At 69.0% G+C, this 20,421-nt stretch carries 23 protein-coding genes; 17 read left to right on the plus strand and 6 right to left on the minus strand.

Translation table 11 applies throughout. From position 1 onward, the window contains the following. The first annotated feature begins 61 nt into the window (after positions 1-61). Genes ASG88_RS20675 through ASG88_RS20715 form a run of 9 tightly spaced genes read left to right on the plus strand, consistent with a single transcriptional unit; the run spans position 62 to position 8,173 of the window. Positions 62-1,099 (plus strand): polyprenyl synthetase family protein, encoded by a 1,038-nt coding sequence (locus ASG88_RS20675; protein WP_056889350.1) that lies wholly within the window; start codon positions 62-64, stop codon positions 1,097-1,099. Then, entirely contained in the window at positions 1,096-1,974 is an 879-nt protein-coding gene (locus ASG88_RS20680; RefSeq protein WP_056889351.1) for a phytoene/squalene synthase family protein, read from the plus strand. The genes ASG88_RS20675 and ASG88_RS20680 overlap by 4 nt, the downstream gene beginning before the upstream one ends. Further along, on the plus strand, positions 1,971-3,578 hold the full coding sequence (gene crtI / locus ASG88_RS20685; protein ID WP_056889352.1) for a phytoene desaturase family protein: 1,608 nt from the start codon (positions 1,971-1,973) through the stop codon (positions 3,576-3,578). Before ASG88_RS20680 ends, crtI begins: the two co-directional genes overlap by 4 nt. After that, a complete protein-coding gene (locus ASG88_RS20690) occupies positions 3,575-3,937 on the plus strand; it encodes a lycopene cyclase domain-containing protein (protein ID WP_056889353.1) in 363 nt (120 codons plus the stop codon). The genes crtI and ASG88_RS20690 overlap by 4 nt, the downstream gene beginning before the upstream one ends. Then, positions 3,934-4,290: a lycopene cyclase domain-containing protein gene (locus tag ASG88_RS20695; protein WP_056889354.1), complete on the plus strand. Its 357-nt coding sequence runs from the start codon at positions 3,934-3,936 to the stop codon at positions 4,288-4,290. The genes ASG88_RS20690 and ASG88_RS20695 overlap by 4 nt, the downstream gene beginning before the upstream one ends. Next, positions 4,287-5,669: a cytochrome P450 gene (locus ASG88_RS20700; RefSeq protein WP_056889355.1), complete on the plus strand. Its 1,383-nt coding sequence runs from the start codon at positions 4,287-4,289 to the stop codon at positions 5,667-5,669. Before ASG88_RS20695 ends, ASG88_RS20700 begins: the two co-directional genes overlap by 4 nt. Beyond that, positions 5,662-6,834 (plus strand): glycosyltransferase family 2 protein, encoded by a 1,173-nt coding sequence (locus ASG88_RS20705; protein WP_056889356.1) that lies wholly within the window; start codon positions 5,662-5,664, stop codon positions 6,832-6,834. Before ASG88_RS20700 ends, ASG88_RS20705 begins: the two co-directional genes overlap by 8 nt. Then, on the plus strand, positions 6,834-7,316 hold the full coding sequence (locus ASG88_RS20710) for a hypothetical protein (protein WP_056889357.1): 483 nt from the start codon (positions 6,834-6,836) through the stop codon (positions 7,314-7,316). Before ASG88_RS20705 ends, ASG88_RS20710 begins: the two co-directional genes overlap by 1 nt. Further along, positions 7,313-8,173, plus strand: coding sequence for a phosphatase PAP2 family protein (locus tag ASG88_RS20715; RefSeq protein ID WP_056889358.1), 861 nt, complete (start codon positions 7,313-7,315; stop codon positions 8,171-8,173). The genes ASG88_RS20710 and ASG88_RS20715 overlap by 4 nt, the downstream gene beginning before the upstream one ends. Before the next feature lie 69 nt (positions 8,174-8,242). Here the strand turns inward: ASG88_RS20715 and ASG88_RS20720 are convergent, their stop codons facing one another. Next, on the minus strand, positions 8,243-8,695 hold the full coding sequence (locus ASG88_RS20720; protein WP_056889359.1) for an Ltp family lipoprotein: 453 nt from the start codon (positions 8,693-8,695) through the stop codon (positions 8,243-8,245). Between the two features lie 320 nt (positions 8,696-9,015). Here ASG88_RS20720 and ASG88_RS20725 point away from each other — a divergent pair, with 320 nt between their 5' ends. Together ASG88_RS20725 and ASG88_RS20730 are read left to right on the plus strand one after the other, a co-directional pair. Then, positions 9,016-9,819, plus strand: a complete 804-nt coding sequence (locus ASG88_RS20725; RefSeq protein ID WP_056889360.1) for a hypothetical protein — start codon at positions 9,016-9,018, stop codon at positions 9,817-9,819. Between the two features lie 60 nt (positions 9,820-9,879). Then, positions 9,880-10,281, plus strand: coding sequence for an NUDIX domain-containing protein (locus tag ASG88_RS20730; protein WP_056889361.1), 402 nt, complete (start codon positions 9,880-9,882; stop codon positions 10,279-10,281). 96 nt (positions 10,282-10,377) lie between these two features. On the opposite strand, the gene ASG88_RS20735 is transcribed toward ASG88_RS20730, so the two are convergent. Then, complete coding sequence (locus ASG88_RS20735; RefSeq protein ID WP_200956533.1) at positions 10,378-10,719, minus strand: hypothetical protein; 342 nt, start codon at positions 10,717-10,719, stop codon at positions 10,378-10,380. A 291-nt stretch (positions 10,720-11,010) separates the two neighbouring features. Between ASG88_RS20735 and ASG88_RS20740 the strand changes: the two genes are divergently transcribed. From ASG88_RS20740 to ASG88_RS20755, 4 genes are all read left to right on the plus strand, one after another. Next, on the plus strand, positions 11,011-11,454 hold the full coding sequence (locus tag ASG88_RS20740; RefSeq protein WP_056889363.1) for a ferritin-like domain-containing protein: 444 nt from the start codon (positions 11,011-11,013) through the stop codon (positions 11,452-11,454). A gap of 113 nt (positions 11,455-11,567) precedes the next feature. After that, a complete protein-coding gene (locus tag ASG88_RS20745; RefSeq protein ID WP_056889364.1) occupies positions 11,568-12,224 on the plus strand; it encodes a VOC family protein in 657 nt (218 codons plus the stop codon). Positions 12,225-12,251: 27 nt separating this feature from the next. After that, entirely contained in the window at positions 12,252-12,995 is a 744-nt protein-coding gene (locus ASG88_RS20750; RefSeq protein WP_056889365.1) for a DsbA family protein, read from the plus strand. Beyond that, positions 12,992-13,468, plus strand: a complete 477-nt coding sequence (locus ASG88_RS20755) for an SRPBCC family protein (protein ID WP_056889366.1) — start codon at positions 12,992-12,994, stop codon at positions 13,466-13,468. Before ASG88_RS20750 ends, ASG88_RS20755 begins: the two co-directional genes overlap by 4 nt. Before the next feature lie 255 nt (positions 13,469-13,723). Here the strand turns inward: ASG88_RS20755 and ASG88_RS24150 are convergent, their stop codons facing one another. Beyond that, the gene (locus ASG88_RS24150; RefSeq protein ID WP_056889367.1) at positions 13,724-14,311 is read right to left on the minus strand and encodes a sugar O-acetyltransferase; all 588 of its coding nucleotides are present in this window, start codon (positions 14,309-14,311) and stop codon (positions 13,724-13,726) included. A gap of 60 nt (positions 14,312-14,371) precedes the next feature. After that, positions 14,372-15,085: a PAQR family membrane homeostasis protein TrhA gene (gene trhA, locus ASG88_RS20765; RefSeq protein ID WP_235534944.1), complete on the minus strand. Its 714-nt coding sequence runs from the start codon at positions 15,083-15,085 to the stop codon at positions 14,372-14,374. Positions 15,086-15,934: 849 nt separating this feature from the next. Here trhA and ASG88_RS23245 point away from each other — a divergent pair. Further along, positions 15,935-16,552, plus strand: coding sequence for a hypothetical protein (locus ASG88_RS23245; protein WP_157559867.1), 618 nt, complete (start codon positions 15,935-15,937; stop codon positions 16,550-16,552). Positions 16,553-17,786: 1,234 nt separating this feature from the next. Here ASG88_RS23245 and ASG88_RS20770 read toward each other — a convergent pair. Beyond that, entirely contained in the window at positions 17,787-18,326 is a 540-nt protein-coding gene (locus ASG88_RS20770) for a YaeQ family protein (protein ID WP_056889493.1), read from the minus strand. A 363-nt stretch (positions 18,327-18,689) separates the two neighbouring features. Here ASG88_RS20770 and ASG88_RS20775 point away from each other — a divergent pair, with 363 nt between their 5' ends. Continuing rightward, on the plus strand, positions 18,690-19,733 hold the full coding sequence (locus ASG88_RS20775) for a Shedu immune nuclease family protein (protein WP_056889368.1): 1,044 nt from the start codon (positions 18,690-18,692) through the stop codon (positions 19,731-19,733). Positions 19,734-19,826: 93 nt separating this feature from the next. On the opposite strand, the gene ASG88_RS20780 is transcribed toward ASG88_RS20775, so the two are convergent. Continuing rightward, entirely contained in the window at positions 19,827-20,375 is a 549-nt protein-coding gene (locus ASG88_RS20780; RefSeq protein WP_157559868.1) for a hypothetical protein, read from the minus strand. Positions 20,376-20,421 lie beyond the last annotated feature (46 nt).

Genomic DNA, 20,421 nt, shown 5'->3' on the forward strand with positions numbered 1-20,421 from the left:
TGTAGATTATTGTGGAAGTACTGCGTAGGTTGGTGCCTGCGCCACGAGTCGGGAGGACCCAGTGAACTCAGCCAGCACCGATGAGGCCCTGCGGCGGCTGCTCGACCGCGGCCGCTCGCGCGCGGCGGCGGCGGGTCCCGATCACGCTCGCCTCTGGGACGCACTCACCGCGGCGACCGAGGGCGGCAAGCGGTTCCGACCGGCTCTCGTGGTCGCGACCCACGACGCCTTCGACGGCTCCTGCGCCGCCGCCGCGGCCGACGTGGGGGCGGCGGTCGAGCTGCTCCACACGGCCTTCGTGATCCACGACGACGTCATCGACGGCGACGACGTGCGCCGCGGCCGGCCCAACGTGAGCGGCACCTTCCACGCCCGGGCCCACGACGCCGGGACCACCGCCGAGGAGGCCGCGTCCTACGGCCGCACCGCCGGCATCCTGGCCGGCGACCTCGCGCTGACCGCCGCAGTCCGCGCGGTCGCGACCTGCGGCGCACCCACCGACGTCACGCACCGGCTCCTCGACCTCTTCGACGCGGCGCTGCACACGACCGCGGCGGGCGAGCTGGCCGACGTACGCCTCTCGCTCGGCATCGGCAGCGCGTCGCTGCGGGAGAGCCTGGCGATGGAGGAGCAGAAGACGAGCGCCTACTCGTTTGCCCTGCCCCTGCAGGCCGGGGCCGTGCTCGCGGCCGCCGACGACGAGACCGTGGCCCAGCTCGGCGAGGCCGGGCGGGTGCTGGGGATCTCCTTCCAGCTCGTCGACGACCTCCTCGGCGTCTTCGGCGACCCGGCGCGGACCGGCAAGTCGGTCACCAGTGACCTCCGCACCCGCAAGCAGACCCCGCTGCTCGCCCACGCCCGCTCGACGCCGCAGTGGGACCGGATCCGGCCGTACATCGGTCGCGACCTGTCCGACCACGAGCTGGGGGAGGTCCGGCGCCTGCTCACCGCGTCGGGATCGCGGCTCTTCATCGAGGAGCTCGCCGAACAGCACTTCACCGCCGCGCGGGAGATCCTCGAGCCGCTGGGCATCTCCACCGACCTGCTCGACACCGTGGGGATGCGCTCCCCGCGCGCCGCCACCGAGGTGGCGGCGTGAGCCTCTTCCTCGTGCCCCGCCGGCGTCCGCGCAGCCTCTACGACTCCGTTTCCGAGGGCAGCGCGGCGGTGGTCATCAGCGCCTACTCGAGCTCGTTCGGGCTGGCGTCGCGACTCCTCGCCGAGCCGGTGCGGACCCACGTCCGCAACGTCTACGCGCTGGTCCGGGTGGCCGACGAGATCGTCGACAACCCCGACCCCGCGCTCGGGACCGGGCCGCGCGCCACGATGCTGGACTGGCTCCAGGAGGACGTGCGCCACGCGCTGCGGACCGGCTACAGCGGCAACCTGGTGGTGCACGCCTTCGCCCGCTCGGCGATCCGCTGCGGCATCGGTGAGGACATCATCGACCCGTTCTTCGCCTCGATGCGGATGGACCTCGAGACCACGGTCCACAATCCTGAGAGCTTCGAGCGCTACGTCTACGGCTCCGCCGAGGTGGTCGGCCTGATGTGCCTGCGCGTCTTCCTCGCCGGGACCGACGACGCCGCGGCCGGCTACGACCGGCTCGCGCCCGGTGCACGCAGGCTCGGCGCCGCCTTCCAGAAGCTCAACTTCCTGCGCGACCTCGCCGAGGACCACGACACGCTGGGCCGCCGCTACTTCCCGGGGCTGGAGGTCGACCGCTTCTGCGACGCCGACCGGGACCGCATCCTCGACGACATCGACGCCGACCTCGCGGCGGCCGCCGCCGTCGTACCGGACCTGCCGACCAGCAGCCGTCGTGCCGTCCGGGTCGCGCACGCCACCTTCGCCGAGCTCGCCGCCCGCCTCCGGGCCACCCCGGCCGCGGAGATCCGGCGCAGTCGCGTCCGGGTCCCCGACGTCGTCAAGCTCCGGCTCGCCGCCGGCGCGATGCGGGGGGGCCGCGCATGACCTCGCTGCTCCCCGACCGGACCGGCCGGTCCTCGGCGGCGGGGGAGGGCCCGCGCCGCGTCGTCGTCATCGGCGGGGGGATCGCCGGCCTGGCCACCGCTGCGCTGCTCGCCGCCCAGGGTCACAGCGTCGACCTGCTGGAGAAGAACGACGAGCTCGGCGGCCGGGTCGGGAGCGTCGAGCGCGACGGCTTCCGCTTCGACACCGGCGCCTCGTGGTACCTCATGCCCGAGGTCTTCGAGCACTTCTTCTCGCTGCTCGGCACCACCGCCGACGCCGAGCTCGACCTGGTCACCCTCGACCCGAGCTATCGCGTGTTCTTCGAGGGCCACCCCGACCCGGTCGACGTCCGCCCCGACCGCGCGCACAACCGGGCGCTCTTCGAGTCGTTGGAGCCCGGGGCCGGGGAGCGGTTCGACGCCTACCTGCGGTCGGCCGAGGACACGTACGACGTCGCGCTGCGCCGCTTCCTCTACAGCAACTTCGACTCCACCTCGTCCTTCCTGCGCACCGACGTCATCCGCCGCACCCCGGCGCTCAGCCGGTTGCTGACCCGGTCGCTGGGCAGCCACGTGGCCGCGCAGTTCACCGACAACCGGCTCCGCCAGGTGCTCGGCTATCCCGCGGTGTTCCTCGGCTCGTCGCCGAGCCGGGCGCCCAGCCTCTATCACCTGATGAGCCGCCTCGACCTGGGTGACCGGGTGCTCTACCCGCAGGGCGGCTTCACCCGCTTGATCGAGGTCATCGCCGCCCTCGCCGAGCGGCACGGGGCCCGGTTGCACACCGGCGCCGCGGTGACGCGGATCCTCACCGGGGGGACGGGGCGGCGACCCCACGTGACCGCCGTCGAGCACACCACGGCCGGCGGCGAGCGTCGTACGGTCGAGGCGGACGTGGTCGTCGGCGCCGCCGACCTCCACCACCTCGAGACCGCGCTGCTGCCGACCGAGCTCCAGACGCACCCGGAGACCTCGTGGAAGCGCCGCTCGCCGGGGCCGGGCGCCGTCCTCGCGATGCTCGGCGTCGCGGGGCGCCTGCCGGAGCTGGCCCACCACTCCTTGTTCTTCACCGAGGACTGGGACCAGAACTTCGGCGACATCTTCGGGCGCCACACCCGCGTCCCGGACCCCGCGTCGGTCTACGTCTGCAAGCCGTCGGAGACCGACCCGAGCGTGGCGCCGGAGGACTGCGAGAACCTCTTCGTCCTGGTGCCCGTGCCCGCCGACGTCACCATCGGTCGCGGCGGCGACGAGGGCGAGGGGTCCGACCTGGTGGAGCGGGCCGCGGACGCCGCGATCGACCAGGTGTCCCGGTGGGCCGGCGTCCCCGACCTGCGCGACCGCATCCTGGTCCGCCACACGGTGGGGCCGGAGGACTTCGAGCTCCAGTACAACGCGTGGCGCGGCGGTGCGCTCGGCCTCGAGCACACGCTGCGGCAGAGCGCGTTCTTCCGCCCCGGCAACGTGTCGTCCAAGGTCGACGGACTGCTCTACGCCGGCGCCAGTACGGTCCCCGGTGTGGGACTCCCGATGTGCCTGATCAGCGCCGAGCTGGTGCTCAAGCGCCTGACCGGCGACCGGTCGGCCCTGCCGGTGAGCGGATGAGCCTGCCGCACTGGTCGTACGTCGCGATGCTCGTGTTCTGCCTCGCCGGGACGCTGCCGCTCGTCCCGGCCTTCCGCCTGCGCGTGCTGCGCCAGCGTCGCCGGCTGGCGCTGACGATCCTGCTGGCCGGCACGCCGTTCGTCGTCTGGGACCTCTACGCCACCCACACCGGGCACTGGTGGTTCGACGCCGGGCAGACCCTGCCGCCGCGGATCGCCGGGCTGCCGCTGGAGGAGATCGCCTTCTTCGTCGTCATCCCGCTGGTGTCGGTGCTGACCTTCGAGGCGGTCCGCGCGGCCGGCCGCCGCGGCGGCGTCCGGGCGGCTGACGACCGCTCCGACGAGCGGAGGGTGTCGTGACCTACACCGCCCTCGCGGTCACCGGCGTGCTGGTGGCGATCGCGCTCGACCGCTGGGTCGCCCGGACCCGGCTCACCACCACGCGGACCTGGTGGTCGGCGTACGCGATCATCGTCTTCTTCCAGCTGCTCACCAACGGCTGGCTCACCGGTCGCCGCATCGTGCAGTACGACCCGGACACGATTATCGGCGACGAGCGGGTGACCCTCTTCGGCGACGGCCGGATCCTCTACGCGCCGGTGGAGGACCTGGCCTTCGGCTTCGCGCTGGTGCTCACGTCGTGCGTGGCCTGGATGTGGCTCGGCCGGCGCAGCGGCGACGACCCCGGGCTCGCTCGGGAGGAGGTCGCGTGAGCGTCGCCACCCGGCTGCAGGCGATGCAGCCCACCGACCTCGGCATCCCCGGCCCCACCAGCCTGGACATGGCGCGCGCGTTCCGCTCGGTGCGCGCCGACCCGTTGTCCTTCCTGGTCCAGGTGTCCGAGCAGTACGGCGACCTCGTCGCCTTCCCCGTCCCCGGCGCGCCCGCGCTGCTGGTCAACGACCCTGTCGACGCCCGGCACGTGCTCCAGACCTCCGCGCGTCACTGGGGCAAGCAGACGGTGCAGTACGCCGCGCTGGCCCGGGTCACCGGCCCCGGCCTGCTCGCGTCGTCGGAGCCCGACTGGATCGAGCACCGCCGCCTGGCCGCGCCCGCCTTCCACCACCAGCGGCTCGTGGCGGTGGGCGACCAGGTGCGCGCCGCCGCGTCGTCGGCAATCGCCACCCGGCTCGCCTCGCTCACCGACGGCGACGTGGTCGACGTCGCCGCGCTCACCCACCGCATCGGGCTGGACGCCGTCGGTCGGGCGCTCTTCTCCGCCGACCTCTCCGGGCACGCGCAGCAGCTGCTCGACGCGACCAGCGACGCCGCCGAGCTGGTGGTCCGGCTGGGCCGCTCGATCCTGCCGACTGCCGCGTGGACCCCGACGCCCACCAACCTGCGGCTGCGCGCCACCCGGCGGCGGCTGGACGAGATCTCGGCCGAGATCGTCGCCGAGCGCCGGGCGCGCATGCTGTCCTCGCCCGGCTCCCACGGCGACGACCTGCTCGGGCTGCTCCTCGACAGCCGGATGACCGACGAGGAGATCCGCCACGAGCTGGTCACCATGGTGATCGCCGGCCACGAGACCGTGGCCGGGGCGCTGGCCTGGACGCTGATGCTGCTGGCCGAGGACCAGCCCGCGCAGGACCGGCTGCGGGCCGAGCTCGTCTCGCACGAGGGCCCGGTGTCGTTGCTCGGTCACCGCTCCACGCTGCCGTGGACGCGCGCCGTCGTCGACGAGTCGTTGCGACTCTTCCCACCGGCGTGGGCGCTGTCGCGCCGATCGCAGCAGGCCGACGTCATCGGTGGCCGCGAGGTCCCGGCCGGGACGCTGGTGATCATCAGCCCGTGGCTGCTGCACCGCCGCGCGGACTCCTGGTCCGACCCGCTGGCCTTCCTCCCCGGGCGCTTCCTCGGCTCCGGGACGGAGCGGCCAGAGGGCTACCTCCCCTTCGGGCAGGGGCCGCGGCTGTGCATCGGGCGCGAGTTCGCGCTCGGCGAGATGGTGCTGGTGCTCAGCGAGCTGCTGCGCGACCACCGGCTGTCGGTGCCGCCGGGCTGGACCCGTCCGGCCGCGCAGGCGCAGGTCGCCGTGCACCCGGCGGGCGGCATGCCGCTCGTCGTCACCCGGGTGTCCCGCCATGGCTGACGTCCTGATCCTCGTCGTCCTGCTGGCCGTGGGAGCTGTCGCGCTCCGGCTCCTCGCGGACCTGCGGACGGTCCCGCGCGGCGCCTGTCGTGACGGGTCGCCCACGGTGTCGGTGGTGGTCCCCGCCCGTGACGAGGAGGCCACGCTGCCCGCGCTGCTGGCGTCGCTGCAGCGGCTCGGGGCACCCGCGATCGAGGTCGTGGTGGTGGACGACGGGTCGCGGGACGCGACGGCCGCGGTCGCCCTGGCCGCCGGCGCCACCGTCCTGCCCGCGTCGCCCCCGCCGCCCGGCTGGACCGGCAAGGCGTGGGCCTGCCACCTCGGCGCCGAGACCACCCACGGCGACCTGCTGCTCTTCCTCGACGCCGACACCGTGCTGGAGGCGGACGCCCTCGACGGCCTGCTCCGGCTGCACGAGCGGCACGGGGGACTGGTGTCGGTGCAGCCCTTCCACGCGGTGGTGCGCCCCTACGAGCAGCTGTCGTCGTACTTCAACGTGATGGCCCTGCTCGCCAGCGGCGCCTTCACCCGTCGCCCCCCGGCGCGGCCGATGGCCTTCGGACCGTGCCTGCTGACCTCGCGCGTCGACTACGAGCGCGCGGGCGGACACGCGGCGGTGCGGGGCGAGATCCTCGACGACGTGCAACTCGCCGCGGCGTACGACCGGGCCGGGCTGCCGGTGCTCTGCGCCGTCGGTGGCGACGCGATCCGGATGCGCAGCTATCCCGGCGGGCTGCGCCAGCTCGCCGACGGCTGGACCAAGAACTTCGCCTCCGGCGCCTCCGCCGCCGCCCCCGGACCGACGCTCGGGGCGGTGCTGTGGATCAGCGCCCACCACGCCGTCGCCGTCGGCGCCCTCCTCGCGCTGGTCGAGGCCGCGACCGGGTGGGGCGCGTCCCTGATGGTCGGGGGCCCGTGGGTGTGGGCGGCCGCGTGGGTGGCGGTCGCGGCGCAGCTGCGGTGGATCCTGCGCCGGATCGGCGCGTTCCGCTGGTGGACCTGGGCGCTCTTCCCCGTGTGCCTGCTGGCCTTCGACGTGATCTTCGGGTGGTCGGCCCTGCACACGGTCGGTCGCCGCTCGGTGCGCTGGCGGGGTCGGACCGTGGACCTGCGGAGGTCCTCGTCGTCCACTGCGTCCTCCGAGTCGGCGGGGGAGGTGGCCTGATGCTCGAGCTGGTCATGCCGCAGACGGTGACCGTGGCCGTCGACGTGGTCGCGTGGGGCTTCTTCCACAGCACGACGGGCTACGCGGCCCACCGCCTCGACGACCGACGGCTGAGCCGGGAGGGGTGGTGGCTGCGGCCGCGGTCGTTCGAGACTGCCGACCGCTACCGCCGCTGGCTGCGGATCAACCGCTGGAAGGACCGGCTGCCCGAGGCCGGCGCCCTCTTCGCCGGCGGGGTCAGCAAGCGCCAGCTGCCGTCGTACGACGTCGCCGGGCTCGAGCTCTTCGTCCGCGAGACCCGCCGTGCGGAGCTCGGGCACTGGTGGGCGATGGCCTGCTCGCCGCTCTTCGTCCTGTGGAACCCGCCGCTCGCGGCCGGGATCCTGGTGACGTACGGCGTGCTGGTCAACGCGCCGTTCATCGTGATCCAGCGCTACAACCGGATCCGGACCACGGCGCTGCTCGCGCGCCTCGCCCGATGACACAGCAGGACTTCGAGCGCGCCGTCGACACCACCTCGACCGTCCCCGCCGCGTCGAGCGAGTCCCGGCACGGACCCATCGCCCAGCTCCTCATCGCGTGGTCGCCGCTGAGCGTGATCCTGGCGGCGTACGCCGTGGCGGGCTGGATCAGCGCCCCGCTCGAGGAGGGCGACGGCGCCGCCACCAACCGGCTCGGCTTCGGCGTCCATGTCACCGGGCCGCCCTCGGCCGATGCGGCGATCTTCGGTGCGGTCCCGTCCGTGTGGTTGCAGGAGCGCCTCGTGGACGGGTCGCCGCACTGGTACGACGCAGTCGCCGCGCTCGTCTACGTCACCCACTTCGTCTCCATCCCGATCGTCACGGCCGTCGCGTGGTTCTGGCTGCGGGACCGCTTCAAGGCCTGGCTGGGGGCGCTGCTCGTCTTCACGGTGCTGGGGGTGAGCGGGTACGTCGTCTATCCCGCCGTCCCACCGTGGCTGGCCTCCGAGCAGGGCGAGATCGGGACGGTGGAGCGCATCTCCAACATCGGCTGGGAGTGGCTGCACCTCAACTGGATCGGCACCCTGACCGCCTCCGGGCAGGAGGGGAGTAACCCGGTCGCGGCGATGCCGTCCCTGCACGCCGGGGCTGCCCTGCTGGTCGCGCTGTTCCTCTGGCCGATCGCCGGCACGCTGTGGCGGGTCGTGCTGGTCGCCTACGCGCTCGCGATGGGGCTCACGCTCGTCTACACCGGTGAGCACTACGTCGTCGACGTGTTCGCCGGGTGGCTCGTGGCTGCCGTCGCCGTCGCGGGTGGGGCGGTGGTGCGGCGTCGCCGTCGAGGCGACACGACCAAGGTCCGGCCCCGGACTGGCTGAACGATCACGCCGTCGACCGGTCCCCACCCCGGTCGGGGCGGAGACCGGCCGAGGTCCTCTGGGGTGAGGTCAGAGACCGACCTTGTTGGCACCGAAGGTGGCCTGGGCAGTCGTGTAGCCCTCGAACTCCAGTTGGTCGATGAGGCCAGATCGCGAGTAGGCCATCATGTCGAGGTAGTTCTCGGCGGACGCTGCGGCCTGCTTGTTCCAGTCCGCCTTCTGGGCGTCGACCCCGTAGGTGGCGTCCTTGGTCGAGTAGCCCTCGAACTCCAGCTGCTCGATGAGGCCGGATCGCGAGTAGGCCATCAAGTCCAGATAGTTCTCGGCCGACTCTCGCGCGTTCTCCTGCGGCACGGACTCCTTCTGGGCGTCCGACTTTGCCTTCGCCGCCTTGACGCTCTTGCCAGCCTTCTTGTTGTTGACCTCGCTGCGGTCCGCAGCAGTGCCGCCGTCCTCGGGCACCTCGCAAGCGGCGAGGGCGAGGACGGCGATGGATGCCGCCAGGGCGTGCTTGATCTTCATGGTCTCTCCCCAGAGTGTGTGGTCGTAGGCGCTCGCATGGGCATGCGGAAATCGCGTTGGACGTGGCCTGTGTCTTCAAGCCGCGACACCGCCGCGTACGCGAGAAGAGCGGACGGGCAGGTGGTGACGTCAAGAGATCCTTGACGCGCTCAGACCGTAGACCGCTGCGGGTGAGGCTCGTGGACGATTGCGCAAAGTCATCAATTCTGCTGACGCGCGCCGGGTCCCTTCACCCGCTCACGCGAGGTCCTCTGGCGCGGCTCGGGAAGGCAAGACCTTGATCCGGGGGCTCTCCAACGCCCGCGACATAGGATCTCGTCATGGAGCTGATCCTGCTGGTGTTGGTCCTGGGTGCGTTGGCCGCCGTTGTCGTGGTCCAGTCGCGTCGCAGCAAGGAGCGCGAGCTGACTCGGCGCGAGGACGAGCTCGCTCCGGTGCGCAAGCTGGCCTTCGAGGACATCACCGCGTTCGGTGTGGACCTCCAGGAGCTCGACCTGGAGATGAGCGGACACGAGCTGGACGCCGGCGCCAACGCCGACTACCAGCGCGCGCTCGACGCCTACGAGTCGGCCAAGCTCGCCGGTGACTCCATCACCAAGCCGGAGGACATCCGGCACATCACCGAGATCGTCGAGGACGGCCGCTACGCCGTCGCCTGCGTACGGGCCCGGGTCGAGGGGAAGCCGCTGCCCACCAGGCGGCCGCCGTGCTTCTTCGACCCGCGCCACGGTCCCTCGGTCGCCGACGTCCCCTACGTGCCGCCGGACGGCGTGGAGCGAGACGTGCCCGCCTGCGCCCTCGACGTCGAGCGCGTCAACGCCGGTGCCGAGCCGGACGTCCGCAAGGTGATGGTCGGGGCCCAGCGGGTCCCCTACTGGCAGGGCGGCCGTGCCTACGAGCCCTACGCCATGGGCTACTTCGGCGCCTTCGGCCCGATGACGTGGATGTTCATGGGCGGGATGATGTTCGGCGACCTCGGGGGCGGCTACGACGGCGGTGGTGACGGAGGCGGCGACGGAGGTGACGGCGGGGGCGACGGCGGGGGCTTCGACGGTGGCGGGGACGGCGGGGGCTTCGACGGTGGCGGCTTCGACGGCGGTGGCTTCGACTTCGGCGGCTTCTGAGTCCGACCTGCCGTTCCGAACCGGTCGCTCGCTGTCGGACGCCCGTGCTTTGCTGCGCGAATGCACAGAGTCGTCGTCGGCGCGCTGGTCAGTGAGGACCGGGTCCTCCTCGCCCACCGCAGTCCGCACAAGCGTGCGTACCCGGACCAGTGGGACCTGCCTGGTGGGGGCATCGAGGATGGCGAGTCGGAGCTGGGCGCGCTCACACGAGAGCTGCGCGAGGAGCTTGGCGTACAGATCGCGACCGGCTCGACGATGCATCTGTGTCGGATGACCGCCGGACCTGCGGAAGAGCCTGTGCTGCTGAGTGCCTGGCTGGTGGGTGAGTGGGAGGGAGCTCCCACAAACGTCGCTCCCGAGGAACACACCGACATCAGGTGGTTCGGCCCGGAGGAGCTGCCGCCGATCGCCCACGAGCCCGTGCGCCAGGCTCTGGTGAGCGCAGTGTGGGGACGCGGCTGACGCCCCGGTCCGCCGTCATCAGGACGAGCAGACGTTCGTACGTCGCCCGCAGACGGCCCGATGGCATGCCCGGCCGACGGGTCCGGGCCTCACGCGTCAGCGCCCGCAGCGGTCCATGCGCTCCCACGGCCAGTCCGTGGCGAGCCAGCGGGCGACGGCGTCCGCGAGCGGTACGTCGAGGTCCGCGCTGTCGGCGCTCACCCACGACTGCACCGTCACGTCCGACTCCTCGGAGGACGTCGGATACAGGTAGACACACCCGATGACGCGGCTGCTGTCCGGCGCGAGGACGGTGAAGGTGAAGCCGACCCCTCGCGCGAAGTCGTCGGCGTGGCGGCGCAGGTCGGCGAGGTTGTCGTCGAGCGTCATGCCGCCGGGTGGCGGCCAGTTGCCGTCCGGATAGCCCGGCGTGGAGCGGATGTGATCGATGCTCGACATCCAGGCGGCGTGATCCGCCTGATTGTGCTGCGGCCCCAGCGGTTCCAGGTGGAACTGGTCGGTGTCGAGTGAGGTCGGCGGCTCGAAGCCGACTGGCACGAATCCATCCGAGGTCATGACCGGGAACGTACTTCGCTGTCCGGCGCCTTGGCACGTGAGTTCTTCTCGGCGACGCGAACCCCACCCGTCTCTTGGGGCCGCCTGGTCAAGTAGTTCGACCTCCCCACGGGTGATCCGTCGAGGTGGCAAGTCGGCAAGGGTGGGACGACCTACCTCACGAAGGAGCACAGCATGTCGGATGACGCCAAGGCGGCCAAGGAACTGGTCGAGACGCTGAAGGACGGCGAGCGCGGCTACGCCGAGGCGGCCGAGAAGCTCCGCGATGGGGAGCACCCCGAGTGGGCCACGGCGCTCCAGCGCTTCTCCGAGCAGCGCGCAGGATTCTGGCGCGAGATCGTCGACCTCGGCCACGAGTACGGAGATGACGTCGACAAGAGCGGCACGGTTGCTGCGGCCGTGCACCGTGGCTGGATCTCGCTGAAGGACGCCCTGACCGGTGACGACGCCGACGCCGTGCTCAAGGCGGCCGCGACCGGCGAGGACCACGCGGTCAAGGAGTACGAGGACGCCCTGGCGATGGACCTCAGCGCAGGCTTCCGCGAGGTCGTCATACGCCAGCAGGCCGCCGTCGTCGCCGCCCGCGATGAGGTCAAGGCACTTCAGAACGTTGGGTAGCGGGTCGTGGCCCGGCGTCGCGCGACGTGGCGACGCCGGGCGCGGCTGACACTCGGCCGAGAGACGCTACGAGGTCAGTCCTGAGCGCGCCGTCCGGGGACTAGCATGCCCGGATGAGCGAGGACGGGTGGCGGCAGTTCCTGGCCGCCGAGGGGGTCGACGACTGGGTGGTCCTCCATGGCGGTCCGACGGCGGTGTTCCGAGTCGGGAGCCTGCAGGAGGCGGCACGCCTGGCGGCATCCCTGGCGAACGTGGACGGCTTGGATCCGCGGACCGTGCTGAGCCTCGCGTCCGATCATGTGACGGTGAAGCTCACCCGCGAGATGTGGGGTACCGAAGCCAGACATGTCGACGTGGCTCGCGCGATCTCGGCCCTGGCGCGAGAGTCTGGCGCGACTGCCGATCGGCGCGCTGTCCACGAGGTGCAGGTGGCGATCGCGGCCAAGCCGGAGGCGATCGACCTCGGTTTCTGGCGGGCGGTCCTCGGATACGCGAGCCTTCACGACGACAACTGCCTCGATCCCCTCGGTCAGGGCTCGACGGTGTGGATGCAGGACCTCGACCCCGAGAAGCCGCTGCGGCACGCGATGCACGTGGATGTCTCTGTTGCGCGCGAGGAGGCCGACGCTCGGATCGCGGCGGCCGTCGCGGCCGGTGGGCGAGTGGTGGACGACTCCAACGCCCCCGGCGCGTGGATCCTCTCTGATACGTCGGGCAACAAGGTGTGCGTCGCCGCTTGGCCAGACGGCGCGCCCCTGCGCGACTCGTAGTCCTGGTCCGCGCCATAGTGTCGACCCATGACCTCCGCTGATATCCGCTTCTACTTCGATCCGGTGTGCCCCTTCTGCTGGCTGACCAGCAAGTGGATCCGGATGGTGCAGGCCGAGCGCGACCTGTCGGTGGACTGGCGGTTCATCTCGCTGCGGTTGATCAACGAGCACATCGACTACGACGCCCACTTCCCGCCCGAGTACGAGGCGGGGCACACCGACGGGCTGCGCCTGTTGCGCGCGGTGGCCCATGCGCGGCAGGAGCACGGCAGCCAGGCCGTGGACTCGCTCCAAGCCGCGCTCGGGGCACACATCTTCGACACGCCTCCCACCGACCCCGCGGACGAAACGGCGAACCGTGGGCGACACGGCAGCCGCCAGTTCCTCGAGCCCATCCTGGCCGAGGTGGGCCTGCCCACCCAGCTGGCCGACGCCCTCGACGACACCTCGTGGGACGCCGCTATCCGCGCGGACGGCGACGAGGCCCTCGCACTGACTGGAAAGGACGTCGGCACGCCCATCATCCACTTCGAACCCCCGGACGGAGTGGCGTTCTTCGGCCCCGTCATCAGCCGGCTCCCCGAGCCCGACCGGGCCGGGGAGCTGTGGGACCACGTGGTGGGGCTGGCCCGGTTCCCCGGCTTCGCCGAGCTGAAGCGCAGCCTGCGCGAGCAACCTCAACTGGTCGGCTTCGGCGTTGAGCCCGGCGCCGTCGGCAAGCAGGAGGACTGGCACGGCGGCAGCCGGAGACAGAGGAGCGACCGCGGATGACGCAGTCGGAGTCGAGGACGCACCAGGAGGCGGTGATCGTCGCGGCCACCCCCGAGGCGGTCTACGACCTCGTCAGTGACATCACGCGGACCGGTGAGTGGAGCCCGGTCTGTACGGCGTGCTGGTGGGACGACGAGGCGGACGCGGGTCGGGTCGGCGCCTGGTTCACCGGCCGCAACGAGCTCCCGGACCGCACATGGGAAACCCGGTCCCAGGTGGTCGCAGCCGACCGCGGCAAGGAGTTCGCCTGGCTCGTGGGCGGGGCGTTCGTGCGGTGGGGCTTCATCTTCGAGTCGGTGGGAGCGGGGACCCGGCTCACCGAGACCTGGGAGTTCCTCCCGGAAGGACTGGCGATGTTTGCCGACAAGTACGGCGAGCGCGCTGCGGACGAGATCGAGGACCGCACCCGCCAAGCGCATGCCGGGATCCCCACGACCCTCGCCGCGATCAAGCAGATCGCAGAAGCCGACTGATCACACCGGCAACGAGCCCGGGGAGAGCACCCCCGCCTCGCACGGGCCTTTGTGCCTCATCCGAGCCGGTACCGCCGTTCCACGAACAAACGGACGGCTCGACGGACTGGGCGAGAGTTGAGCGGCCGCGCACTCTCGTGGCCGGATCTCGTGGACGGCAAACGTCGGGCCGGTCATGTAATAGCCACGAAGTCGTCTATCGGTTAGATGAGTCGGAGGGCAACGCCCGACAGGGCGGCGAGCACGTCGCTTGGATCAGACGTAGTCGTCGAGACCGGGCTGTTCGACTGAGGTTGCACGAATCACCTTCGCGGGTGAACCGGCTGCGACCACGTGGTCGGGGATGTCGCTGAGAACGACGCTGCCGGCACCGATCACGGAGTTCCGGCCGATGGTCACCCCTGGGCCAACCGTGACGGCGGCACCAAGCCACACGTTCTCGCCGAGCACTATTGGTGCCGCTCGCTCCCATCCCTCGTGCCGGCGTCGATGGTCGTCGACCGGGTGCAGTGCAGTCATGAGCTGCGCCCCTGGTCCAATCCGGGCGTGGTCACCCACCGTGATGGGCGCGTCGTCCATGAAGAAGGCATTGGCGTTCACGAAGGCGCCATGGCCGAGGGAGATGTTGCGCCCGTAGCTGCACTGAAATCGGGGCATGACCAAGGCGCCTTCTCCAAGGAATCCCATGAGCTTGAGCAGCGCCCGAGCCCGGATAGCGTCATCGTCCGCGCGGGCATTGTTGAAGTGGTCGAGCTGGATCCAGCAATCACGACGCCGTCGCTGGAGCTCGTCGTCATCGAGGTACCACTCGCCCCTCGCCAGCCGGTCCGCTTGTTCTCCCATGCCTGGATCCTTGCAGGCCCGAACATCGCCCTGAGGGCGCTTGTTCGGGCCAAGACCCGATCAGCGCAGTGCGTAGGTCGCCAAGGAAACACCCACGTAGTGCGCGATGAAGGCCAGGACCGTGCAGGAGTGGAACACCTCATGGAAGCCGAACCACTCAGGATTCGGATTCGGCTTCTTGAGGCCGTACACCACACCACCGAGGGTGTACAGCAGCCCGCCTGTCACGACGAGGGCCAAGGTCGTGATCGCTACAGGAGTGCTCAATCGCTGGGCGCCATCGATGAAGTCGGGAATGAAGAAGACGGCAAACCATCCGAGCCCGATGTAGATCGGCGTGTAGAACCAGCGCGGGGCCCTGGTCCAGAAGACTCGGAAGAGCACTCCAAGAAGGGCGCCACTCCAAATGCCCGCGAGCAGCCAGACGCGCGCGTTGCCGTCCAGCAGCAACATCGCGAAAGCCGTGTACGTGCCGGCGATCAAGATGAAAATGTTCGAGTGATCGAGCCGGCGCAGCAGCGCCCAGATGGCTGGCTGCCACGTGCCGAGATGGTAGATCGCGGAGATACCGAACAGCAGCAGGGCGGACGCAATGAAGACCCCGGAGCCGACCTTTGTGTCGGCCGATGGGGACAGCACGATCAAGACGATTCCAGCAACCACTACGAGTGGCACCGACCCCGCGTGGAGCCATCCCCGAAGCCGTGGCTTGACCTCGGCCATCTTGTCGGCCATCACCAGCACGGCCGCATCATGGTCCAGGAACTTGCTCACGACGCCATCATGCGACCCGAAAGAGCAGCAGACGAACCGGCGGTCGCTTCGGCGTACCTGCCGACTACTTTCGGTGTGGGCGGACTCAACTGCTTGCGGGGGTTTCGAGTCGACAAGCGAGGGGCAGCTGACCCCTCGCCCACATCCAGGCTCAGCGACAAACGCAATCGGATGTTGCGCCGCGCGCCGAGTCAAGCGCCGCCACTGCCGTAGGGAAGATCGCGTCGAGGGGCGGTTCGCGGCCACGACCTCGGTCTCGACGTTTTCGGGTCGGCGTTGGCTGGCTGGACGCCGCCGCCCGCGGGCGTGGGGGCCGCTGTAGCGGCCTTCTCTGAGGGGACGTGAGAGCTGCGCCGACAGGCGGCGTAAGGACGCACCGTCGCCTATGTCTTCGCAGCGAGAAGTCTGCCAAGATCAGTGGAACCGTGTACGTAGACCTTCGCGAAGGAAAAGCGACATGCCAGAGTCCTGGATTCCGAAGTGCGCCGTCTGCGAAGCGCTTAATACCTCAAGCGCTGTCGCTGCAGCGACCACGTCGTTGCACGGTGTGCCCATCTGTCCTCGCCACGTGAAGGAAGTCCATCGAAGCGACTCGTCGAACGCAGCGAAGGCAGTGCGTCGACTAGGGTTGCAGCCCTAGAAGACACTCAAGGACCGGGACTCGGCGTGGCGTTTCTCGGCAGGTGCGCGATGCTCGCGGTGATCTGACTCAGCTTGAGCGGCCGCTGGTCTAACAAGATCCAGTCCTCAACCGAACCTGCAACATTTGACGGCCTTCGCTATGGCGTGCGACGTATTGCGCGTTGTGTCCTCCTAGACCGCGCATAACCTTCGTGGGAGCCTGAAGGTGTGAGCCGTCCGGAGGTATGCCGCAGGCTGCTGCTGTTAGTCATTGCGATCGCGCTGCTGATTCTCACCAGTTGCTCGGAGCGTGCCTCACCCGACGCGGACACGACCAACAACTACTCGAACCGACTGGGCTGGACTGTGACACCTGACGGCGTTGGTCCAATCAAGCTGGGCTGGACAGTCGCCGAGGCGCTTGAGTCTGGATACTTCAACGCCCCGCAATCCAGAACGGAAAGCGGGTGCGCGGCAGACCCAGCCGAGTTGCGAGGCAACTACTCGGATCCCGGGGCAGGAGACGGCGTCCTCTATGTCAACTGGTCATACGACGGGCTCGATCATGTCGGCGGCTTCTTGATTAAGCACTCCAGCAATTTCCGAACAGCGGAAGGCATCGGCATCGGGTCTAGCCTCGACGACCTGCGCTCAACGTATGGCGATCGACTGCAAATGACTAAGTTTGACTGGGTAAACAGGAAGCAGTTGGAGCTAGTGCCAACCGTATTCAGCGACAGCGGCGCCCTTGTGCTCCATGTCGAGAACGAAGCGGTTGTAGCGATGCAAGTACTCGCTGGCGATCCCCGCGAAACACTCGTGAACGCGGCCCCAGGGGGCTGCTGACCTTCGCCGAAGCGCCCCAATCGGGTATTGCCACGTCGTCCTCAACAGACCGTATCGGGCTCCACAAGACCAAGAGCCCAACTCTGGAGAGCCCGAAATGCAGCGGCGCCCTCGTTCGCGAGCGGACGGCGACCCAGCCGGCCAGGCATGCCTTCGCCGCGAAGCGGGCGCGTCGCCGGCCCGTGGTGGCGCTAGATTCAGCGAGCGACGAACATCCAACCGCATGCGAGCAATGCCACTGCGGGGCACTGCGTCGTCAGAACAGCTCGTAGCTAGTCCGAGAAACCCGGAACCCATGCTCGGACTCGATGTCCCAGCAGATCATTGCTGTCGTGGTGCTCTGGCAAGCATGACCACCCATAAGCGCCGTCGTGCCGTACGCCAGCGGTGGCGGCTGCCCGTCACCAAAGAGTGTGTCGCTTTGGCAGCCGCCCCGCACACCATGATCCTCCGTGACGGAGAACCTTGAATCTACCCAGTCACCAACCCCGCCACAGTCTCCCGAAAGCGGGTCGTAAGTGTGGTCCAGCACGATGCACTCGATGCCGTACTCCAGAGCACACCAGATGTTGCCGCTGGGCGAACTCAGTAGTCCTTGTTCCACAACTTTCAGGGTGATGGTGGGCGGGAGGGAGACGGGCGCTTTCGAGTTGATGGTCGGGGACGGAGTGCTCGGACTCACGGTCACCGTTTCGGTCACTGTGAAAGTTGCTGCGGGAGGACTCGCCTGACCCGACGGAGTGGCTTCATCGCCTCCGGCGCATCCGCCCATTGCCAGAATTGCGACGACCCACCAAGAAGTGCGATACCAGCTCATCTCGAGGCTCCCTTGTCGTCCGTCCCTGGACAGTGTGCCCTCGTCCGCTGCCGTCGAACAGCCATATGAGAACGGCAGACGAGAAGCTCACATGGCCTCGCCGTGCCGGGCAGAGTGCGCGCGATAAGCGCCACAGAGGCGGCACTACCGGGACCACTGAGTGGTCACGCGCGTCGGCGCCCCGCGTGCAACCACTCCGTCCCTTTCCACGTCCACCTGGACAATCGTCCGGGGCACCTCGACTGGAGAAGTACTGAGGGACGACGTCCAGACGCGGCGGAATGGGCTAGGTCTGCTGTCGCCGATTGGTGCGGCAGGCCCGTTCGTGCCGCAGACTCTCCAGTCCTCCTGGATCTCGCGGCGCTGAAGTGCCGCGCGGCGACAGCGAAGCCGATGGGGCGGGGTAGGTCAGCACCGCTAGCTGATCGGGTGATCGTGGACCGCCGATGAGAGGTGTAGGCCGTTCAACTCGAGGTAAAGCTGTCGCTCGGTGACAGTAAGTGTGAGCGCGTTGCGGCGCTCTATCGCGCCCACCGCGGAATCGATGAACCCGGGCTCAAAGCTGTGCAGGACGATCTCCTCGGCGCGATGTATCTTCGCCCCCGTCCACTGCGCCAGCATCCTGGTCGGGTCGCGGTGCGAGTAGATCGTCGTGCGCTCGGCCGCCTTGCTGCCCGTGTGAAGGCGCGCGGCATCCGGCGCCCCGACTTCGATCCAGGCCAGCAGCTTCCCGCTCAGGTCGCGCACGAGCACCGCCGGGTCCGCGGTCGCCGAGATTCCGTCGCTGAACGTGATGCCGTCTTCGAATTCGAGGCAGTAGGCGAGCACACGCGTCACGAGGTACGCGTCGGTCTCTGACGGATGCCGCGCCGCGCGAAGCGTGAACTGCTCGTATACACCGCGATCCGTGTCGGCCAACTCAATCTCAAACGTGTACATCGTCGCACCGGCTGCCATGGGGTTCATGCTGGCCTACATGGCGTTCTGACGTCGAATGGACTAGGTCGCCGATGGGGACCTACGAGGAAAATACGACTCCGGGTCAGCGACGAGGCCTTTTCGTTCCAGGGAGCCGAGGGCGTCAACCTGGACGGATCCGACCCGTGGCCCGACCGTCTTGTCACACGCCGGCGACGTAGGCGGCGGTATGACCGCGGGAAATCACTGGGGACCGAGCGCGCCTGCGCGGCACTGACAGTCCCATGAACACCACTGGTCGGACCCATACCTCTGCCCTTCGTGAGCAGGTGTGTCTACCGGATCACGTCGAGCACCATAGAGTCCCGTTAAGAGTGAATACATCCCCAGCAGGAGAACGGAATGGATGTCGACGACTACGTAGGGCGTGATGGGATGCTCGCCTTCTTTGACGACTGTCGCCAACTGGCGGAGCAGGGAAAGATCGACGAGCTGGTGCAGGGGCTAGCCACGAAGGCGGGGAGAACCCAAGAGAAACCTGAAGTCGCTCGGATTGCTGCTGGCGCGCTGGTGTTGGCCGGTCAACCCGGGATCGCGGCAATCGGACGGTTTCTGGAAGAAGCCGATGTTGGCGGGCTTCGTGCGAGCGCTGCGCTAAGGGCGCTATGGCTCGCGTCACAGGGCCTCCCGCCAATCGTGAGTTCGGTTGGCATCTCGTACACCGTCGAGCCAGTCAGCCCGGCACTTCAAGCGCAGGCGCGGGTGATTCTCGACGACTTCATCGCGGCGGCGGCAACGAGCGCAGAGCATTCGCGGGTACTGCTAGCCCTGCAGCACGAGGAGTCGTTCCTGAGCCCAGACGGACCGCTTCCACCGTTTGCAGCCCACATCCTCAGCGTCACCCGCGAGTCTTCGATCGTCTTGACTATCGCATTAATTGAAGAGTGGGAAGCGCTCGTCGAGCAAGACCTCCCAGAGAAGAAGTACCAGGACTTTCTGGAAGAGCATCCCGTTTTTGTGGATCCGCTTGCCGCCGAGGTGTTGAACCGGAAACGGCTCGGGGTCGAACTAGTCACGGACTTTGTCGTCCGCCGTCACGACTTCCGCTACGTCGTGGTCGAGATCGAGAAGCCACACGATCGGATCTTCACCCAGGCCAACGACTTCGGGTCGTCATTCAGTCACGCCGTGGGTCAGGTGCTTGACTTCCAAGGGTGGATCGCGGAGAACGTTGCCTATGCCCAGCGGCACCTGCCTGCAGTGGAGAACCCCCACGGAGTCCTCATCATGGGGCGCCGTAGCGAGATGACGACTCATCAGCAATCGAAGCTGAGGCGCTGGCTCCATAACAGCAAGAACATCGAGGTCCTCACCTTTGATGACCTCAGCCAACGCGCACGAGCGCTTCACGCCAGTCTCCGGGCCGGCGTGGGTTCACCTCCCTGACGTGTGCACGGGAGCCACTCGGTCGCTCGGCGTTGGTCTGTCTTGCGTGACGACCCCTGCACGCGGCGGCATGTCGTGGGTGCTCGTCTCGCGTCACGGCGCCCGTAGCGTGCGGCCCTTTGCCTTATCGTCCGTGGCCAGCGCGATGAGGTAGTCGCGGATCGCGCCATTAACGTCGTCGAGCGGCTCCTCAAGTGCCGCGAGAGCGCTGTAGAGATCTTTCGGGCGGACGCGATCGGCTGAGTACAAGATGTCGGGAAGCATCCAGACCGAGGCGACACCACGGTTGACGCTCCCGTAGTCCGCGAGCACGCGGCCACCGACAGCGGCCGCAAGCGGGAGCGCGTACTGATCTTTAGCCATCATCTGCGCGACCTGGGCGTACCAGTCACCTGGCGGGAGTTGGGTGCGGTCGGATTCTAAGTGACGGACAAGCGTTTGACGGATCCTCGCGATCTCATCGACGACCCCCAACAGCGCCACGCACGCCGCGTTTCGTCGTTCCTCCCGGGCGAGTGCACGCTCATGCGCGATCTGTCGATGTACGACGTAGAGGGCAATGAGAACGGATGCCAATACCCCGATGAATGCGCCGAGAGCTCCATCCAAAAGTACCGCCCACCAACCCGTTGGCTCTGTCATGAGCGCAGCCTAGGGCGCGAGGCTGCGATATCGAGGGCGCCGTAAG

The organism is Nocardioides sp. Soil777, assembly GCF_001428425.1.
Lineage (GTDB): Bacteria > Actinomycetota > Actinomycetes > Propionibacteriales > Nocardioidaceae > Nocardioides > Nocardioides terrigena.

What these genes read in the sequence shown, in the direction of transcription:
- crtI (WP_056889352.1), top strand. Translation starts at nt 1,971, where the DNA reads ATGACCTCGCTGCTCCCCGACCGGACCGGCCGGTCCTCGGCGGCGGGG.
- ASG88_RS20690 (WP_056889353.1), top strand. Translation starts at nt 3,575, where the DNA reads ATGAGCCTGCCGCACTGGTCGTACGTCGCGATGCTCGTGTTCTGCCTC.
- ASG88_RS20705 (WP_056889356.1), top strand. Translation starts at nt 5,662, where the DNA reads ATGGCTGACGTCCTGATCCTCGTCGTCCTGCTGGCCGTGGGAGCTGTC.
- ASG88_RS20710 (WP_056889357.1), top strand. Translation starts at nt 6,834, where the DNA reads ATGCTCGAGCTGGTCATGCCGCAGACGGTGACCGTGGCCGTCGACGTG.
- ASG88_RS20715 (WP_056889358.1), top strand. Translation starts at nt 7,313, where the DNA reads ATGACACAGCAGGACTTCGAGCGCGCCGTCGACACCACCTCGACCGTC.
- ASG88_RS20720 (WP_056889359.1), bottom strand. Translation starts at nt 8,695, where the DNA reads ATGAAGATCAAGCACGCCCTGGCGGCATCCATCGCCGTCCTCGCCCTC.
- ASG88_RS20725 (WP_056889360.1), top strand. Translation starts at nt 9,016, where the DNA reads ATGGAGCTGATCCTGCTGGTGTTGGTCCTGGGTGCGTTGGCCGCCGTT.
- ASG88_RS20730 (WP_056889361.1), top strand. Translation starts at nt 9,880, where the DNA reads ATGCACAGAGTCGTCGTCGGCGCGCTGGTCAGTGAGGACCGGGTCCTC.
- ASG88_RS20735 (WP_200956533.1), bottom strand. Translation starts at nt 10,719, where the DNA reads ATGTCGAGCATCGATCACATCCGCTCCACGCCGGGCTATCCGGACGGC.
- ASG88_RS20740 (WP_056889363.1), top strand. Translation starts at nt 11,011, where the DNA reads ATGTCGGATGACGCCAAGGCGGCCAAGGAACTGGTCGAGACGCTGAAG.
- ASG88_RS20745 (WP_056889364.1), top strand. Translation starts at nt 11,568, where the DNA reads ATGAGCGAGGACGGGTGGCGGCAGTTCCTGGCCGCCGAGGGGGTCGAC.
- ASG88_RS20750 (WP_056889365.1), top strand. Translation starts at nt 12,252, where the DNA reads ATGACCTCCGCTGATATCCGCTTCTACTTCGATCCGGTGTGCCCCTTC.
- ASG88_RS20755 (WP_056889366.1), top strand. Translation starts at nt 12,992, where the DNA reads ATGACGCAGTCGGAGTCGAGGACGCACCAGGAGGCGGTGATCGTCGCG.
- ASG88_RS24150 (WP_056889367.1), bottom strand. Translation starts at nt 14,311, where the DNA reads ATGGGAGAACAAGCGGACCGGCTGGCGAGGGGCGAGTGGTACCTCGAT.
- ASG88_RS20770 (WP_056889493.1), bottom strand. Translation starts at nt 18,326, where the DNA reads ATGGCAGCCGGTGCGACGATGTACACGTTTGAGATTGAGTTGGCCGAC.
- ASG88_RS20775 (WP_056889368.1), top strand. Translation starts at nt 18,690, where the DNA reads ATGGATGTCGACGACTACGTAGGGCGTGATGGGATGCTCGCCTTCTTT.
- ASG88_RS20780 (WP_157559868.1), bottom strand. Translation starts at nt 20,375, where the DNA reads ATGACAGAGCCAACGGGTTGGTGGGCGGTACTTTTGGATGGAGCTCTC.